Source organism: Laspinema sp. D2d (genome assembly GCF_025370755.1).
In the GTDB taxonomy this organism is placed as follows: Bacteria; Cyanobacteriota; Cyanobacteriia; order Cyanobacteriales; family Laspinemataceae; genus Laspinema.
Genome location: NZ_JAMXFC010000045.1, coordinates 1 through 17,147, shown reverse-complemented (window position 1 = coordinate 17,147; position 17,147 = coordinate 1). Strand labels below are relative to the sequence as shown.

Genomic DNA, 17,147 nt, shown 5'->3' with positions numbered 1-17,147 from the left:
CACAGGAGCTAGACTCAATCGGAGTAACCTAATTTATGCCTCAGCCCGATATCTCTGCAATTATTTGTACCCACAATCGAGACGCCTATTTGGGCGATGCGATTGATAGCTTGCTTCAGCAAGACTTTACCAATTTTGAAATCCTAGTGGTGGATAACGGATCGAGCGATCGCACTAAAGAGGTGGTCGCCCAACGGCAGTCGGATCCGCGCGTTAAGTACATTTATGAACCCACCCTCGGACTGAATGTAGCTCGCAATACGGGGGTTAGGGAAACCACCTCCGCAATTGTGGCTTATCTAGATGACGATGCGATCGCCACCCCCACTTGGTTGAGTGTCATCCATCGGGCCTTTCAATCCAACCCCCAAATCGGGGTAGCTGGGGGCAAAATTGACCTAATCTGGCCCGCTGGGGTTACCCCTCCCCCGTGGCTATCACCGGGATTAGCAGAAAATTTGGGAGCTTATGACCTGGGGGATGAGGTACTCTACATTGACCGTCCCGGACTCACCCCAAGAGGCTTAAATTATGCTATTCGTAGAACCGTTTATGAAGAAGTGGGCGGATTTGATATTAAACTCGACCGTGCCGGGAAAAACCTGCTTTCAAATGGAGACCTTTACATGACCGAACTCGTCCTGAATAAAGGGTGGCAGGTGGCTTATTTACCCGAGGCGATCGTCGCGCATCAAGTGTTTGCAGAACGAGTTCAAAGAAGCTGGTTTTTGAATCGAGGCTGGTGGCAGGGGATTAGCGAGTGCTATCGGGAACGACTCACCGGACGTGCCGGAATCGGACAGCTTGGCAATGGGGGTGAAAAATTGGTGCGGGGGCTTTATAAATCTTTAAAATATTTTCGAGATCCAGCCTTAAGCTTTGATAACTTAGTGTACGCTTACGGTCAGATTGGGTATTTAAGTACAGCCTTACGCGGAATGCTGTTCGGTTCTCCACTTGCCGGATCGACATCTACACCCGTTGGGAAAACTCAAAAGAGCGATCGGACTGAAACAGGTTAAAAATAAACAAAGGAAATTGGAGGTGGGGAGGTGCTTAGGATGGAGAGAAGGATCAACGAGATGGAAACAACTTGTCAAAGGATTAAATCGCACGGAGTTGGGCAGTCGCAATTTGGGCTAATGCTTAACCCTTACCCTATACTCTGCACCTAAGTTTTAGAATCCCCTCTTAACCCATTCGGGTTCAAAGCCAACCTGTTGTGAACACTCTAAGCTGGCGTTAAGTTAATCGAGATTATCATGGACTTGAACCCATCAAAAATTCCAATTTCTGTTTTGATTCCCGCTAAAAATGAAGAAGTTAATCTCCCGGCTTGCCTAGCGAGTCTCGAACCCGCCGATGAAGTCTTTTTAGTGGACTCCCAAAGTAGCGATCGCAGCATTGAAATCGCCGAAAATTGGGGTGCAAAAGTCGTCCAATTTCATTTTAACGGCGGCTGGCCCAAAAAGAAAAATTGGTCCTTAGAAAACCTCCCCTTTCGCAACGAATGGGTTCTGATCGTCGATTGTGACGAACGCATCCCCCTAGAACTTTGGGAAGAAATGGCTCAAGCCATCCAAAATCCTAACTCCGATGGGTATTATCTCAATCGTAAAGTCTTCTTTCTGGGTAAATGGATTCGCTACGGAGGCAAATATCCCGACTGGAACCTTCGTTTATTCCGGCATCAAAAAGGCCGATATGAAAACTTAAATACCGAAGACGTTCCCAACACCGGCGATAACGAAGTTCACGAGCACGTCATCTTAGATCGTCCCGCTGCCTACTTGAAAGCAGACATGATTCATGAAGACTTCCGAGACATTTATCAATGGTTAGAACGCCATAATCGCTACTCCAACTGGGAAGCCCGAGTTTACTATAACCTCCTCAGTGGAACAGACGACAGCGGCACCATTGGAGCCAACTTTTTTGGCGATGCCGTCCAGCGCAAACGCTTTCTAAAAACCGTCTGGGTGCGCCTCCCCTTCAAACCCCTCTTAAGATTTATTTGGTTCTACATTATCAAACTAGGCTTTCTCGATGGAAAAGCCGGGTACATTTATGGACGCCTGCTAAGTCAATATGAATATCAAATCGGAGTCAAACTCTATGAATTACGCAAATTTGGGGGACAGTTGAACCAAACCTCAGTCCAACCCACTACCGAATCCCCAACCCTTCCAGAAATCAAAGAATCAGCCTAAACCTAACCACAGATTACACAGAAAAACATCCGTGAAAATCTGTGTAATCTGTGGTTCCTTTTCTTTATCTCTCAAGTTACTGGCCTAAACTAAGATTTTGTAATTGCTATTTGTTGGGATTCCCTATCCCAACCGAGTTCATATTCATCAACTAAGGCACAAGCGAGTGCAAAGGCTTCATCATCAACCTCTTCCGGTTCCTTGTATTTCTGGAAATTTCAAGGAGTTGCCCAGGTTGGATCACCTATTTGCCGTTGCATCTGCGTGGCAAATTGCACCAAAAGTTCTGCCATTGCCCCAGAGTGGGTTACCGGATTTTTAACTGTTGCAACATCAAAGGTTCCCACGGGATTAGAAACTAGGTTTGCTTGAGAGACTTGTGATTCCCTAAGAAATAATTCTCGAAGTTCCTCCGTTTCAATTTTATCCAGTTCAGGTTTAATCCCCTGAAAGACTCGATTTAATGAGGGATTCTCCTGGATGAGACGGATTAAATCTCGCTGAAGGGACTCCCAAGCCTCCCGATGCTGCTGTAGTTGCTGACTAATGTGTTCTAATGCCAATTCTTCACCCGCATTCAGGCGCACTTCTATCCTTTGCAAACTCAGCCAGCAAGCCAGTACAGTTTTAGCCATTTCATCCATGCCAACTGTCCTATTTTAGGTTAAGTATCTCTTGATTTTAGCAGATTTATGGCAGGGTTCGTTTGAAAATTTACCCTGCATCCATACCCTTCATTTCTTTGTTTTCTATCCCAGTCCCTCCAGGCTGTAGCCATGTGATTGATTGGACTACGTTGTTCGGCTTGGACGAGATTATAGCCGTTCCCCGCCTACTTTATTCACCTCGCCAGATTTTGATAGTTTTGTCGCGACTGCCACTGACAAGGGTTTGTCCATCCGGGCTAATGGCTACAGACAAAACATTGTCAGAATGACCCGCTAGGGTGCGGATTAAATTCCCGGTGGCCAGATTCCAGATTTTGATAGTCTCGTCCTCACTACCACTGACCAGGGTCTGCCCATCCGGGCTAATGGCTACAGACCTAACCAAGCCAGAATGACCCGCTAGGGTGCGGATTAAATTCCCGTTGGCCAGATTCCAGATTTTGATAGTATTGTCTGCACTGCCACTGACAAGGGTCTGCCCATCTGGGCTAATGGCTACAGACCAAACCCAGCCAGAATCTAGGGTGCGGATTAAATTCCCGTTGGCCAGATTCCAGATGTTGATAGTCTTGTCTACACTGCCACTGACAAGGGTCTGCCCATCCGGGCTAATGGCTACAGACATAACCATCTGAGAATGACCCGCTAAGGTGCGGATTAAATTCCCGTTGGCCAGATTCCAGATGTTGATAGTCTTGTCCCAACTGCCACTGACAAGGGTCTGCCCATCTGGGCTAATGCCTACAGACGTAACCAAGCTAGAATGACCCGTTAAGGTACGCATTAAATTCCCGTTGGCTAGATTCCAGATTTTGATAGTATGGTCAAAACTGCCACTGACAAGGGTCTGTCCATCCGGGCTAATGGCTACAGACGTAACCGAGTTAGAATGACCCGCTAGGGTGCGGATTAAATACCCGTTGGCCAGATTCCAGATTTTGATAGTATTGTCTCTACTGCCACTGACAAGAGTCTGCCCATCCGGGCTAATGGCTACAGACAAAACCAAGCCAGAATGACTCGTTAGGGTGTTCACTAAGGTGTTAACACAATAAGTCGCTTTCTTGATAACACAAGGATTCGCTTGCAGATAATTGTACCCGCTTACTCCACCTAACCCCACCAGTATCAACAAACCCGTTGCTACCGCAAAGGGTCGAGTCATTCTGGGTTTTGTTCGGGGCGGCTTAGTCGGTTTTATTAATTTTTTTTCCAGTTCCTCAATGCGATGCAATAACGCCAGAGCATTCATCGGGCGCTTACTGGGAATTCGCTCCATTAAATTATCGAGAAAATTTAATAACAGAGGCGAGATTCCCGACACATGACCGCGCCAGTTAAACACATCATTATGAGCATCCTCAAACTTCCAGGGATGTTGCCCGGTTAATAAATGAACAATGGTCCGCCCCAAGGCAAAAAAATCCGATTGCGGTACCGCTTGACCATTTTTCTGTTCCGGTGACGTATATCCAACAGAGATTACTGCAGTAATGCCGCCAACTGCGGCCACTTTCTTTAAATAAGTATAAGTTTCCTGCCGTGCTGTGCCGAAGTCAATCAATACTAATCGCCCATTGGGACGAATCATAATATTTTGGGGCTTAATATCTCGATGAAAAAACTGCTTTTCATGGACAATCTGTAAAATTTGGGCAATTTCTTTCAACCATTTAATCGCTTGTTCCTGGGTAATCCCTTGATTATTCTGCTGCCCTAACCATTGTTCTAAATCCAACCCCTCAATTTTTTCCATGACAATGCAGTGCAGCCCAAAACCCGCTTGGGTTTGATACTGGAAGTAACCCTCCACTTGGGGAATGCCGGGGTGAGGGAGTTGACGTAGAACTTCTGCTTCTCGCTGAAATAACTCAACGGCTTTCGCCTCGCTATTCCACTCTGACTTGAGAACTTTCAGGATTTTTGGGGTCCCCTGCTCAAACACTTCGTAAATATTGCCAAAACCGCTGCGATCGCTCAATAGTCGCATGACGCGATAACGCCCATTCAGAAGTAAGTCAGAACCGCAACTTTGACAGTAACGGTTATTGCTATTATCTAGGTGATCGGGTTTGGGACAGTGGGGGTTGAGGCAGAGGCTCATACAGTCTCAGGGGAGGCTAAGAGGACAATCTAGCGTTAAATTCCACAGATGACACAAAAAAATCCGTGAAAATCCGTGAAATCTGTGGTTCCCTTACTTTATCTAAACATTAAACCACAGATGACACAAATGACACAGAAAAAAATCCGTGAAAATCTGTGAAATCGGTGGTTCCCTTTTTTTCATTAAAAGAGGGAGGTAGCACTTGCTACCTCCCTCTTCTCACTCAACCGCTCAACGCAGTGAATTTATACCAAGTGTAGGTTTGGATAGTAGGTCAACATATCATCGGTGGTCAAAGTATCTCCTTTCGCTTGCGGCGTCCAGAGGACCTCGAAGGCTAACAACTGTTCGCTACCAATGCCGCCAATTTGACTTAAGGCTTGCCGCATTTGGTCAGAACCATTAATCGTGGGGAGTTGGAGATTACCTAATGTTCCAACCACTAGGGTAACCACGATATATTCACTGGGTGCTGCGGTTTCAGTTTTCACCAGTTCGCCGTTTTCATCCGTGGGCAATGACTTGGTTGCATTGCCGTCGCGTAACTGGTTATTGACGTTGGAAAGGGTTTCCTCTTGGACTTTGCACCGTTCCGCGAGGGCGAGTTGGTTAAATTTGGCTTCGGCAACCGCTAACCGGGTTTTTTCCGATTGGGTGGCACCGTAAACCCAGTATTCGGGATGGCGCAATAAAGCGAGGCTAACTTCTTGCAGGACTTGGGCACGCCCTTCGGCAGACCCCGTATTGGCAGTTAGGGCGAGTTTATCTAGTTCCTCTTGTAGTTCCCGCGCTTCGGCTAAGAGTCCGACTTGGACTTGCCCGATCGCCACTGTCGGATTGTTGGTATATTCTGCCGTTTCTTCACTACCAGCACGGCGGAACGCTTGCATCAAGAAGTTGGCAAGAGCGATCACAATGAAGATACTGAACAATCCACCAAAACCGCCGCCAAAGCCGAAGAACGGCAGCAGGAAGGGGAATCCAAATCCACCCCCACCGGGATAATAGCCACCACCCCCGGGTTGATAGGTGCGGGTTGGTGACGAGTATGGACGAGAGGGTGCACGGAAGGAACCGCCCCCAATGCGTCCTCCAGAACGAGCGGCAAAGGCGGCATCGGCATTTCCGAGGACCAAAACGACGACCAAGGCGATCGCCAGGAGGGGTTTGAAAAAGGGTTTAATTGCTGAAAGCAGTTTTCTATACATAAGGCAGCTAGGAAGTCCGATTCTCATCAACAGGGTTCCGACTCAGAAGGTATCTGCTATATCAGTACCATTCTGGCATTTGGGAGTCGGCAGGCAGATGTAACTTTCTGCCTCCCTTCTAATGTATCGTTTTCCTCTGCCAACCGGACTCGAAATCCCAACGGATTTGGGGGAGGATAGCCGAACCTTGGGGATTTCTCCGATGTCATTACTCAGACATTATCGAGGTGGGTTGGCCTAAATTTTCCCCGGTTGCGGGGATTTCCCTAGGACCCTTAGCCGCCGCCAACAATGGTAACAATTTCCAGGCGATCGCCTTAGAATGCTCCGCAGCATAGCGGACATAAGCTAGACCCGCTGGAGTTTTGCCCGGTTTTGTCGCCGTTTCCTACACCGGACCCACCCCAATATAGTCCGCCCCTTACTGCGATCGCCCGTTGCATTTCTTCCGGGTTCGTGGTAAAACAACCGATTAAACGTTGAGGACCCCGCAACTGACGAGCAAAGGCAGTCGGCATATCCTGTTGGCCCAGATGAACCCCATCGGCGTCTACAGCCAAACCCAAAGAAGAGCAGCAGGAAGGGGAATCCAAATCCACCCCCACCGGGATAATAAGCACCCCCGGGTTCATAGGTGCGAGTTGGGGAAGAATCGGAGCCAGAGGGTGCAGGGAAGGAAGCACCCCCAATGCGTCCCCCAGAAAGAGCGGCAAAGGCGGCATCGGCGCTACCAAGGACTAATTTGCGCGATCGCAAAGTCATCAAAGTGGCGATCAATCCCCGATAAAGAAAGTGTGAAGATAGAAGTGAAACCTGGTAAATTAATAGTTTCCCGCTTTCTTGACGCTCCTGTTTTCCACCGGCAAATTCCCCTGTTTAATTTCTGGCACTTTCTACTCATATCAATTTCATGCTATTCAAAAAAACCTCCTATCGTAACCCTTGGACTTTCGTTCCGACCCTTTATTTTGCTGAAGGCGTCCCTTACTTCATTATTAATACCGTTTCGCTTCTGATTTATAAAGACCTGAAGATCAGCAATGCCGAAATTACTTTTTGGACAAGCCTTCTTTACCTGCCTTGGGTCATAAAAATGTTTTGGGGGCCTTTTATTGATATTTACTCCACCAAACGAAATTGGATACTCTATACAAATCTAGCCATGATGGGCTGCTTAAGTTTAATAGCGCTCTCTATGCAACTGTCCAATTTCTTTTTCATCTCTCTATGCGCCTTTACAATCGCTGCTTTTATTTCCGCCACCCATGACATTGCGGCGGACGGATTTTATATGCTGGCATTAAGTCCAGAACAACAAGCTTTCTATGTGGGTATTCGCAATATTTTTTACCGAATAGCCCGGATGTTCACTGAGGGAGTTTTAATCGTATTTGCGGGTAGACTGGCAACATCCCTCGGCAATATTCCTTTAAGCTGGAGTCTGGCCCTAGGTTTAACAGCTTTAATGTTTGGGGTACTTTTCCTTTACCACCGATTTATTTTACCTTTTCCTAAAAGTGATTCGCAACTTTCTCCCAAGGAAATTAAAGAAACTGTTCCTTTTGTAGAAGTTATTAGTTCTTACTTTCGGCAGAATAAAATTGCTGCTACATTAGCATTTATCTTACTCTATCGATTCGGAGAAGCACTCCTTGGAAAAATGGCTACGCTATTTTTTAAAGATAGCTTAGCAGTAGGAGGCTTAGGATTATCAACAGAAGATGTAGGTTGGATAAACCTAACCGTAGGCGTAATCTCCTTACTGATGGGAGGTATATTAGGCGGGGTTGTTATTGCAAAATATGGATTAAAGAAAAGTATTTGGCCGATGGCGTTAGCCTTGAATTTACCGAATATTTTTTACGTTTATATGGCTTATACTCAACCTGCCAAACTATTGGTTTATCCCCTCGTTGCCCTGGATCAATTTTGTTCGGGATTAGGCTATACTGCTTTCGCAGTTTATTTAATGTATATTTGTAAGGGAAAGTACAAAACTTCTCATTTTGCGATCTCTACGGGGATTATGGCACTTGGCATGATGGTGCCGGGATTGATTAGCGGTTCCATTCAGGAAAAACTTGGCTATCCCGGATTTTTTATCCTCGTATGTTTACTCGCGATTCCTGGAATGCTCACTATATTGTTTCTTCCTTTAGATGAGATAGAAAATTCTCAAGCTAGTTAACAGATTGGGGAAAAAGTGAGCGGTAATTAAGCTAAAAGAAACCGGGTTTTAACCCGGTTTCTTTTAGTTTTGATATTTAATTTTACTGGCCTACTTATTAAGAAAGGATTTGGCATCAAATTTGCCCTGTAGCGGGGACTTCATTGAGACCCTTAGCCGCCACCAACAATGGTGACAATTTCCAGCCGATCGCCCTGCTGCATCTGAGTTCCCTCCCAAAATTGGCGATGAAGGATTTCCCCGTTGTACTCCACCGCCACCAACCGAGGATTTAACCCCAACTGTTCTAGGAATTGCGGGAGATTCAGTCCCGGGGGACAAGACTGGGTTTCACCATTTACTTGTAAGGCTATTTCAGACATTAGACTGGACATTCCGTTGTTCAACAGCTTTCAGAGTTTGAATCCGATTCATTTGAGACAGAAAATATTGGGTAACTAAAGTCGGCTGTTCCACCTCCATGATGCCACGCACCACCGCCACCCGTTCGGCACCACAATCGAGCACATCGGTGAGGTTGTGCATATCAATGCCCCCGATCGCAAACCAAGGGACCGAAGAATGCTCAGAAGCATAGCGGACGTATGCTAGACCCGCTGGAGTTTTACCCGGTTTTGTCGGCGTTTCATACACCGGACCGACCCCAATATAATCCGCCCCTTCTGCGATCGCCCGTTGCATTTCTTCCGGGTTCGTGGTAGAACGACCGATTAAACGTTGAGGGCCAAGCAACTGACGAGCAAAGGCGATCGGTATATCCTGTTGTCCCAGATGAACCCCATCCGCATCTACCGCTAAAGCCAAGTCCACCCGGTCATTCATAATAAATAACGCCCCGTAGTGGTGACAAATTTGGCGAAGTCGTTCCGCATTCCGGAGACGCTCCCCATCATCTGTATTTTTGTCACGGTACTGCACCAAGGTTAAGCCCCCTTCTAGGGCCGCTTCTACCACGGCGAACAACCTATCATTCTGGGACGTAACCAAATATAAAGGAGATTGATCCAGGAGTTGACGACGCCGGTAAGCGAGTAAACTACTTTCCAGGGTATAAACGCGGTAACGCATCTGCTTAAACACAGCACCCATATCCGGATGATACAGCTTGCCATATTCCTCCAGGACCCGCAGGGCTTCTTCCACCCGACAGCAGTTCGCCTGCAACAGGGACTCAATGCCTGAGCGTTCTTCTTCTTGGGGGTGGCTGAGGTCTGTACCGGGGTCCCCAGGGGTATTGCGGGCCGCCCGGAGTTCTGGTGCGTGCCAACTTGCCAGTTCCTGGCGCATGGACTTACACTCATTGGCTAAAGGTGAACTTTGCAGGCCAAAGCGACACCATTCTTCAATAATCCGCAAGCCTTCGCGCGCCCGGTCTAAATTGGCATCTAAAATGCGACAGAGCGCCGGTTGCAACTGGAGGGGACCTAAATCCGACACCCTTGCTAAACCGCTGTTTTTTTCAGCCATCGAAACCCCCTTTCATTGCTCGATCCGAACAGTCTGTTTTAACGTTTCCCATGAGGCGTGAACATTGAGGAACTCTATGATGCAAACTTATAATATCCTGTCCGCTTTTTTAATTTTTTTTAAGCGGTGAAAGTTATTGTGGCACAAAAAATTAGACAACCGTTAATTTCATTGGATAATCAGGAGGGAGGAAATTGACACTCGGGCATTTTATCGGCATCTACATCGGATGAACTGCAACTGAAGAAGGTGATTCGTTTAGGAGAAGATAGGAGGAGAGTTGTGAGTTTTAGAAGCCCCCATCAATCGCATTCATATCAATATCGTATCGTGGCCCCGTTGGGAATTGCCACGACAGCGTTGTTCTGGTTCTATGGGCCAACAGCGATCGCCCAAAGCATTCCCGAATTCCAAACCGCCCAGAATTCGGGATCCGAAGTGGCCTTACAAACCCAGCTATTTGTCAATCCCACTCAGGGGAATGACTCCAGCGGCAACGGGAGCGAATCCGCACCCTTTAAAACCATTACTCAAGCCTTGCGGCAAGCCAAGCCCAACACAACGATTCGCCTAAGTCCTGGCACTTATAGCGCTGAAAGTGGGGAGAGTTTTCCCCTAATGCTCAAACCTCAAGTGGCCCTGGAAGGAGATACCAGCACCCGAGGACGCGGAATCCTTATCCAAGGCGGGGGTCTGTATCTGAGTCGAACTTCTGCAAGACAAAATGTAGGTCTCGTCGCCGCCGATGGAGCCAAGGTCTCGGGGATCACCCTGACTAATAACAATACCAGTGGTTATGCCTTGTGGGTTGAATCCGCCTCAATGGAGGTCACGGATAACACCTTCACCGGCAGCGGACATGATGGAATTTCCGTGGTGGGAAATGGTGCACCGACAATCCGGGGGAATCATTTTGTAGAAAATGGGGCCAACGGTATCACCATTTATGGAACCTCCCGACCCCAGCTTGTGGAGAATATCTTTGAGCGCACTGGATTCGGAATCAATATCGGCCAGAAAGCGGAACCCATTTTGACCGGGAATCAGGTGAGACAGAATCGAGATGGGGTGGTGATTCATGGATCGGCCCGTCCCGTATTGCGGAATAATCAGATTGAAATCAATGAGGAAAATGGAGTAGTTGCCGTTGGCAATTCTCGTCCGGATATGGGGACTTCTGGAGATCCGGGCGGGAATGTGGTCCGCAATAACGGCCAGATGGATATTAATGGAAGTGCGACGAAAGAGATTATTCCAGCATTTGGGAATCAAGTCGCCAGCGATCGCACCAGTGGAAGATTGGACCTCAACGGGACCCTCGCCCCGGTAGCCAGCGCCCCGGTTGTCAGTACACCCCCGCGCCCTTTACCTTTACCGTTACCCCGTCCGGCAGCGACTCCAGCCCCCACACCCCCAGCAACCCCAGCCTCTTTTCCGAGCCCAACTGCGACAACGCCTCAGCCGCCTTTATCGGCGAGCGTGAGTCTGCCTGTTCCCGCACCTGGCGAAGGCATCTCCATTCCGGTGCCGCCTCCCCAAACTGGGACCGCACGGACACCAGCCCCCGCACCGCGAACCCCTGCACCAGCAACGGCGATCGGGAATCGCCCCGGGGACACTCTACCGAACCTCTTACCCGTTCCTGATGCCACTCCCCCGATCGGAAATGGGGGCGCTGGAGTCCCTGTAGTGGGTGCGCCCAGTGGGGGTGCAGGTAATGGACCCCCGTCACCTCCGAGCCGTGCTGCCGCCCTGGGATTGCGCTATCGGGTGATTGTCAATGCCACCAGCAGCAGCGACCAAGCTCGGGTCCGGCGCATCGTTTCCGATGCCTTCCGGACTCAAATTAATGGTCGAATGGTGATGCAGGTTGGAGCGTTTGCAACCCAGGACAAAGTAGATGAAATGATGCAATTGCTTCAGCGTAATGGGCTAACTGGGGTAGTTTTAGATATCGAATAATCCTCCCCTCAACCCAGAAAAAAATTCTCTTTCAGGAGTCTTGATTTACCGCAATTCAGAGGAACGAATTGTGAATAATTAGACTCCTGATTTTTTTGCAAAAAGAGATATTTTTAACTCTCAGACTGGATTTTTTGCACAATCCATTCAAAGGTTTCCAGAACCTGTTGCAGGGCGCTTTCATCTTGTAAGGTTGACAAGGGAAAGGTCGGTAATCGGGTTTCACTGGAATCAGCGGGAAGGGACAAACCAATCGAACTGAAACGAGAGCGCAATTCTTGCCAGTTTTCGGGGGAATCAAACGGGGGCTGAGTCGCATAACTGCTACTAGAAATCACAAAATCCCCGGAAATATCCACGGTAAAGAGTGCAATAGATTTGCGGCCTTTTTGCTTTAATTTAGCGAGAAACCCGCCATAGAGTTCTCCCGTTCCCCAGACCACTTCCACAGCGGGTTCGTGACGCCGGACCCATTGTTGAATTTCGCGGGCCATTTGCGCTTCTTCATACCCTTGGCGCGTTTCAAATTCATGAAAGAAAGAGGCTTCATCCCAGCGACGTCTCTCCCGAGTTGCACTGGCTTTTTTCTGTTGCGCTTCAGCGGTTTGACCGATGATTCGGGGAACCAATGTTTTGAGTCCATCCTGGCTGACATATTGTTTGATTTCCAGGGCTAAAACCTCGGTCGGGTCTAATTGTTCATTGAGAAATTCGACCACTCGTCTAAGTTCAGGAGAAATTTCATCGGAGACAAAGACTAATCGAAGTTTGCCTGCTTGGAGGTTGGTTTTGACTTTATCCCAGAAACGGTCCTCATGAGCATCAGTCCCGAGAAATTCTTCAAAAACTTGTTCGGGGTCGCGACCGACATCGCGGCAATTGGATTCAAATTGGGTAATGATGGACTCAATGGGCCAATAGATTAAAACATTGGCGGCATAGTCTAACATTTGACCGACAATTTCTCGTCGAATTCGAGTATCTTGAGTATGTTTGACAGCTACTAGAGTGGGAATGGCATTTTGGTCGAGAAATAGGTGTTCAAAAGACCATTGACCATTAACTTCATCCTCTGCCGGAAGGGGCATTTCCCGGGAAATTAATAACCATTGCCGAGGGGTCGCCCGGTCAATTTGGTCTCCGGCGATCAGGGTGGGATATTTTTCGAGTAATTCTTGCAGTCGATCTTCGTTGTCGTAGGCTTGTTCTATCATTTCTACAAGCCGATCTTCATCTTGTATGAGGTAAATGCCTCCACCCATCTCTGTTCTCCGTATTGTGATTTAGTGTTGCGATCTGGATGTAGGCGCGGATCTAGATCCGGCCTGAAAATACCCGTTCGGCAGGACCTGTCATATAAAGTCGGCCATCGGATTCAGACCATTCAATGTGCAGAGGGCCGCCGGGGAGTTCGATGGTGGCTTGGCGATCGCATCGACCCGTGAGGACCCCGGCCACTAAGGTAGCACAGGCCCCGGTCCCACAAGCGAGGGTAGCACCGGCCCCCCGTTCCCAAACTCTCATTTTCAGATGCGATCGCCCCATGACTTGAATAAATTCCGTATTGGTCCGCTTCGGAAAGGCCGGGTGATTCTCAAACTGAGGACCAATCCCCGCCAGATCCACGGCATCCACATCCTCTACAAAGGTAATGCAGTGGGGATTTCCCATGCTGACGCAGGTCACATCCCAGGTCTTTCCGGCTACGGATAAGGGGACATTGACCGCCTTTTCCTCGGGAGCACAAAGGGTTGTAGGAATTTCTGCCCCGAGCAACCGAGGCAAGCCCATATCTACCGTAACTTGACCATCGGATTTCAGGGTTAGGGTCATCACCCCTGCTAGGGTCTGAATCCGATATTCTCCGGTTCCCGTGGCTGAACTCCGAGGCGGGACTCCCAGATCCATCAGAAACCGCGCTAAACAGCGGATGCCATTGCCACACATTTCCGGTTCCGAGGCATCAGAGTTATAAATCCTCATGGTGTAGTCGGTGTCCGGTTCCGTAGGCGGAAGGGCAAAAATTACCCCATCAGCACCGATGCCAAAGTTGCGATCGCATAACTGTTCGGCTTGGGAGGGCGTTATCATAGGTTCTGGGTTCTGACGGTTGTCAATCAGAATGAAATCATTTCCCAAACCTTGATATTTGGTAAACTCTAAAGTCATGGCTTGTACTCGCGAAAAGTTCGGGTTCTTGTCCTGGTTTTATTTGATAATACCCGATGTTAAAGTTCCCTCTTTTGAGACCGGAATCTTTATCGGTGGCTAAAAGCGCGATCGCCCTCTTGCGCCCTCACATTCTCCAGGTTATTCCCGGTGGGAACCCTAACCGGGCCTGAGTTGATTCCATGACAGGTTAACATGACTCATAGAGCCGGTTAATCCTTTAACATCGAGGCCAAATAACCGGCCTGCCGGAATTTTGTCCGTTTTGCTTCGATTTTGATGCCAAATTTTCTCTCGTTGAGACCCAATCATGCCTGAATTCGATACTAACTTACCTAGCATTCGCCAAGTTCAAAATTTTATTAAAGACAAACACGAGATAGAACTCAAACTGGTCACCGGAGATTTGTTAGCTGGGAAAATTTTTTGGCAGGATAAAGAGTGCATTTCTATCCTGGATCACTACGATAAACAAACCATCGTCTGGCGTCATTCCATTGTTTATCTGAAGCCGAAATCTTGACTCTTGTCCGGTTTGGCCTCATTTAGCCCAGACCGGACCCTTTTAACCCCGATCGCTGGGTAGCCCTTCTTTCAGCGGTTCACTTTGGTGAGCTTTGCTCAGGGAAACTGTGATGGGAAGCGATTGACCCGGATGAGGAGCCAACCACATTTGGATCCGTTTCAGGGAGAGGAGACTGCCGCACAGCAGGAGGCGATCGCCCGCTTGCACTTGAGTCCCTCCATGAGGAAACCGAATAAACTGCCCTTCCCGGCGAATCGCTTGCACCTGCACCTCATACTCCGCCCTTAAGTCCAGTTGACCCAAAGTTTTATCCGTAATGGGACTCAGTTCGGGGACCATCAGCCATTGACAGGAGCGATTTTCTTGGGGAATCGCCACCTCTCCTCGGGCTAATTGTTCAAAGGTGGTCAGTTCTTCCGCTTGTCCCACCACCAAGAGTTTATCCCCCATCACCAAGGCTGTATCCGCCGTGGGATAGTCAATTTCTTCCCCATTGGCGCGACGAATCGCCATTAAACTCACCCCACTGAGTCGGCGCATATCGGTTTGTTCTAGGGTCATTCCGACCAGAGGAGACCCCTCCGGTAAGGGATACCATTTGCTGTTCATGTCCAATGCCGCCACCTGTAACTCCCGGGAGACTTCCGAGGGCGATCGCGCTGGACGCAATTCTAAATAGTGGTGACTGCGAATTTGTTCAATTTCTCGCCGAATCCCCGGCAAAGGCAATCCCACCCCCAGTAACAAATGAGTCGCCAGTTCTAAACTCACCTCAAATTCTGATTGCACCACTTCCGAGGCCCCCAATTGATAGAGGAGTTCAATCTCCTTTTCTTGGTTTGCTTGGACCACCACATCTAATTCTGGGGATAATTCCAGCGATCGCTTCAGACACAAACGCGTACTCATCGGGTCTGGTAGGGCCACCGCCACCGCCTTCGCCTGGTCCACTCCCGCTGCTTCCAAAACGTGCAACGATGCCGCATTGCCATAAATATAGGGAATTCCAGCCGCCCGCAGTTGCCCGATCGCCCGTTCGGAACTATCAATCACCACCAAGGGATAGTTATGCGCTTGCAGCAGTTGGACGACTTTTTTACCCACCCGTCCATATCCACAAACCACCACGCGATCGGGTAACCGCACCTCGTCGGAAGTGGCCCTCGGTCCACTGGTATCCTCAAAAAATCGATTCAACCAGACCTGATTCTCTGCCCAATCCAGCAATTTTGGCACCAGTCGCAGTACAAATGGCGTCACCACCAGCGTGACCGCAGTCGTGCCTAAAATCAACAAATAAACCGGACGGGAAACCAACCCCGTCGCCAGCCCCTGGGCCGTCAACACAAAGGAAAATTCCCCAATTTGGGCCAATCCTAGCCCCACAATCAACGCCGTTCGCAGGGGATAGCCAAAGCTGGTCACAATCGGGGTGATAATTAAAAATTTCCCCACAAACACCAAACAGACTAACCCCAGAATCAGTTCCAGATTCTGCCAGAGAAACACCGGGTCAATCAACATTCCCACGGACACAAAAAACAGGGCGGCCAAAATATCTCGCAGGGGTTCGACGTATGTCAGGGTTTGGTCCGCATATTCCACCTCAGAAATCATCAACCCGGCGACAAAGGCCCCCATTTCAATGGAAAACCCCAGATAGTAGGTGACTAAGGCAATTCCCAAACATAGGGCAATCACCCCGAGTAAAAACAGTTCTTGACTTTCAGTTTTCGCCAGAAACCTCAGCAACTGCGGAACGATGAATAACCCCACCGCGATCGCTGCCACCGCAAATAGAGCAATTCGCACCACCGCAGAAATCACCGCCATCCCGATCGCCTCCGGGGGTTCGTTCAGGGCCGGTAACACCGCTAACATGAATCCCAAGGCCAAATCTTGCACCACCAAAATCCCCAACATTACCTGACCATGCAGGGTAGGGAGTTCATTGCGTTCCATCAAACATTTCAGGACTACCGCAGTGGAGGAAAGGGAAAGAATCGCCCCCAAAAAGACGCCCTGAGACCAAGACGTACACCAGCCCATCACCAGAGAAACAAAGGTTGTCACGGCAATGGTGAGGACAATCTGGAGAGTGCCACCGCCGAGACTAATCCCTTTGACTTTTTTAAGTTCTGCAAAGGAAAACTCAACTCCCAGGGCAAATAACAGGAGGGCCACGCCAAATTGAGCCAGGGTTTCCACTTGAATCAGTTCTTTGATCCATCCCAAACCGGCAGGACCCACGATAATTCCCCCCAGTAAATAGCCCAGAATCGCCGGTTGACCCAGGAGGGACGCGAATAAACCACCACTAGCCGCCGCCGCCAGCATCGTTACTAAGTCAAGGATGAGTCTAAAGTCTTCTTGCACGGGTGTCTGTCAAAAATGAGAGAAATGTTAAGCGTTATAACAATTCAGCATAACGATTTTTGGGGAGAAGATGGGAGAGGTGGGGGAGATGGGGGAGATGGGGGAGATGGGGGAGATGGGGGAGATGGGGGAGATGGGGGGAAACGACTGAAGTCGTTATTAAGAACGCGGGATAACGCCTGAAAAGGTTACTACGAAATTAACAGAACGACTGAAGTCGTTACTACAAACTTTTCCCCATCTTCCCCATCCTCCCCCGCCTCCCC

General features: G+C 48.9%; 14 protein-coding genes and 1 pseudogene. 6 read left to right on the top strand and 9 right to left on the bottom strand.

The features are described 5' to 3' along the window. Positions 1–35 precede the first annotated feature (35 nt). Both NG796_RS22920 and NG796_RS22915 read left to right on the top strand, forming a co-directional pair. Positions 36–1,022, top strand: coding sequence for a glycosyltransferase (locus NG796_RS22920; RefSeq protein ID WP_261209477.1), 987 nt, complete (start codon positions 36–38; stop codon positions 1,020–1,022). Between the two features lie 240 nt (positions 1,023–1,262). Beyond that, entirely contained in the window at positions 1,263–2,210 is a 948-nt protein-coding gene (locus NG796_RS22915) for a glycosyltransferase family 2 protein (protein WP_261209476.1), read from the top strand. Positions 2,211–2,428: 218 nt separating this feature from the next. Here the strand turns inward: NG796_RS22915 and NG796_RS22910 are convergent, their stop codons facing one another. The 4 genes and pseudogenes from NG796_RS22910 to NG796_RS22895 form a co-directional block, all read right to left on the bottom strand. After that, positions 2,429–2,854: a hypothetical protein gene (locus NG796_RS22910; protein ID WP_261209475.1), complete on the bottom strand. Its 426-nt coding sequence runs from the start codon at positions 2,852–2,854 to the stop codon at positions 2,429–2,431. A 193-nt stretch (positions 2,855–3,047) separates the two neighbouring features. Further along, the gene (locus NG796_RS22905) at positions 3,048–4,982 is read right to left on the bottom strand and encodes a serine/threonine-protein kinase (RefSeq protein ID WP_261209474.1); all 1,935 of its coding nucleotides are present in this window, start codon (positions 4,980–4,982) and stop codon (positions 3,048–3,050) included. Between the two features lie 248 nt (positions 4,983–5,230). Next, positions 5,231–6,193 carry a DUF1517 domain-containing protein gene (locus tag NG796_RS22900; protein ID WP_261209473.1) on the bottom strand — a complete coding sequence of 321 codons (963 nt, stop codon included), beginning with the start codon at positions 6,191–6,193 and terminating at the stop codon, positions 5,231–5,233. 304 nt (positions 6,194–6,497) lie between these two features. Beyond that, positions 6,498–6,759 (bottom strand): annotated as a pseudogene (locus NG796_RS22895) (thiamine phosphate synthase); the annotation flags it as partial. A gap of 344 nt (positions 6,760–7,103) precedes the next feature. Here NG796_RS22895 and NG796_RS22890 point away from each other — a divergent pair. Continuing rightward, complete coding sequence (locus NG796_RS22890) at positions 7,104–8,381, top strand: MFS transporter (RefSeq protein WP_261209472.1); 1,278 nt, start codon at positions 7,104–7,106, stop codon at positions 8,379–8,381. A 152-nt stretch (positions 8,382–8,533) separates the two neighbouring features. Here NG796_RS22890 and thiS read toward each other — a convergent pair whose 3' ends face one another. Both thiS and NG796_RS22880 read right to left on the bottom strand, forming a co-directional pair. Beyond that, positions 8,534–8,743, bottom strand: coding sequence for a sulfur carrier protein ThiS (thiS, locus tag NG796_RS22885; protein WP_261209471.1), 210 nt, complete (start codon positions 8,741–8,743; stop codon positions 8,534–8,536). Further along, positions 8,736–9,848, bottom strand: coding sequence for a thiamine phosphate synthase (locus tag NG796_RS22880; RefSeq protein WP_261209470.1), 1,113 nt, complete (start codon positions 9,846–9,848; stop codon positions 8,736–8,738). Before NG796_RS22880 ends, thiS begins: the two co-directional genes overlap by 8 nt. Before the next feature lie 282 nt (positions 9,849–10,130). Between NG796_RS22880 and NG796_RS22875 the strand changes: the two genes are divergently transcribed. Next, complete coding sequence (locus tag NG796_RS22875) at positions 10,131–11,810, top strand: DUF1565 domain-containing protein (protein ID WP_261209468.1); 1,680 nt, start codon at positions 10,131–10,133, stop codon at positions 11,808–11,810. A gap of 113 nt (positions 11,811–11,923) precedes the next feature. On the opposite strand, the gene NG796_RS22870 is transcribed toward NG796_RS22875, so the two are convergent. Both NG796_RS22870 and dapF read right to left on the bottom strand, forming a co-directional pair. Beyond that, a complete protein-coding gene (locus NG796_RS22870; protein ID WP_261209466.1) occupies positions 11,924–13,072 on the bottom strand; it encodes a hypothetical protein in 1,149 nt (382 codons plus the stop codon). Between the two features lie 52 nt (positions 13,073–13,124). After that, entirely contained in the window at positions 13,125–13,979 is an 855-nt protein-coding gene (gene dapF / locus NG796_RS22865; protein WP_261209464.1) for a diaminopimelate epimerase, read from the bottom strand. 310 nt (positions 13,980–14,289) lie between these two features. Between dapF and NG796_RS22860 the strand changes: the two genes are divergently transcribed. Then, positions 14,290–14,502 carry an Hfq-related RNA-binding protein gene (locus NG796_RS22860; protein WP_261209462.1) on the top strand — a complete coding sequence of 71 codons (213 nt, stop codon included), beginning with the start codon at positions 14,290–14,292 and terminating at the stop codon, positions 14,500–14,502. A gap of 42 nt (positions 14,503–14,544) precedes the next feature. On the opposite strand, the gene NG796_RS22855 is transcribed toward NG796_RS22860, so the two are convergent. Next, positions 14,545–16,881, bottom strand: coding sequence for a cation:proton antiporter (locus NG796_RS22855; protein WP_261209461.1), 2,337 nt, complete (start codon positions 16,879–16,881; stop codon positions 14,545–14,547). A 24-nt stretch (positions 16,882–16,905) separates the two neighbouring features. Here NG796_RS22855 and NG796_RS22850 point away from each other — a divergent pair, with 24 nt between their 5' ends. Next, positions 16,906–17,064, top strand: coding sequence for a hypothetical protein (locus NG796_RS22850; protein WP_261209460.1), 159 nt, complete (start codon positions 16,906–16,908; stop codon positions 17,062–17,064). Positions 17,065–17,147 lie beyond the last annotated feature (83 nt).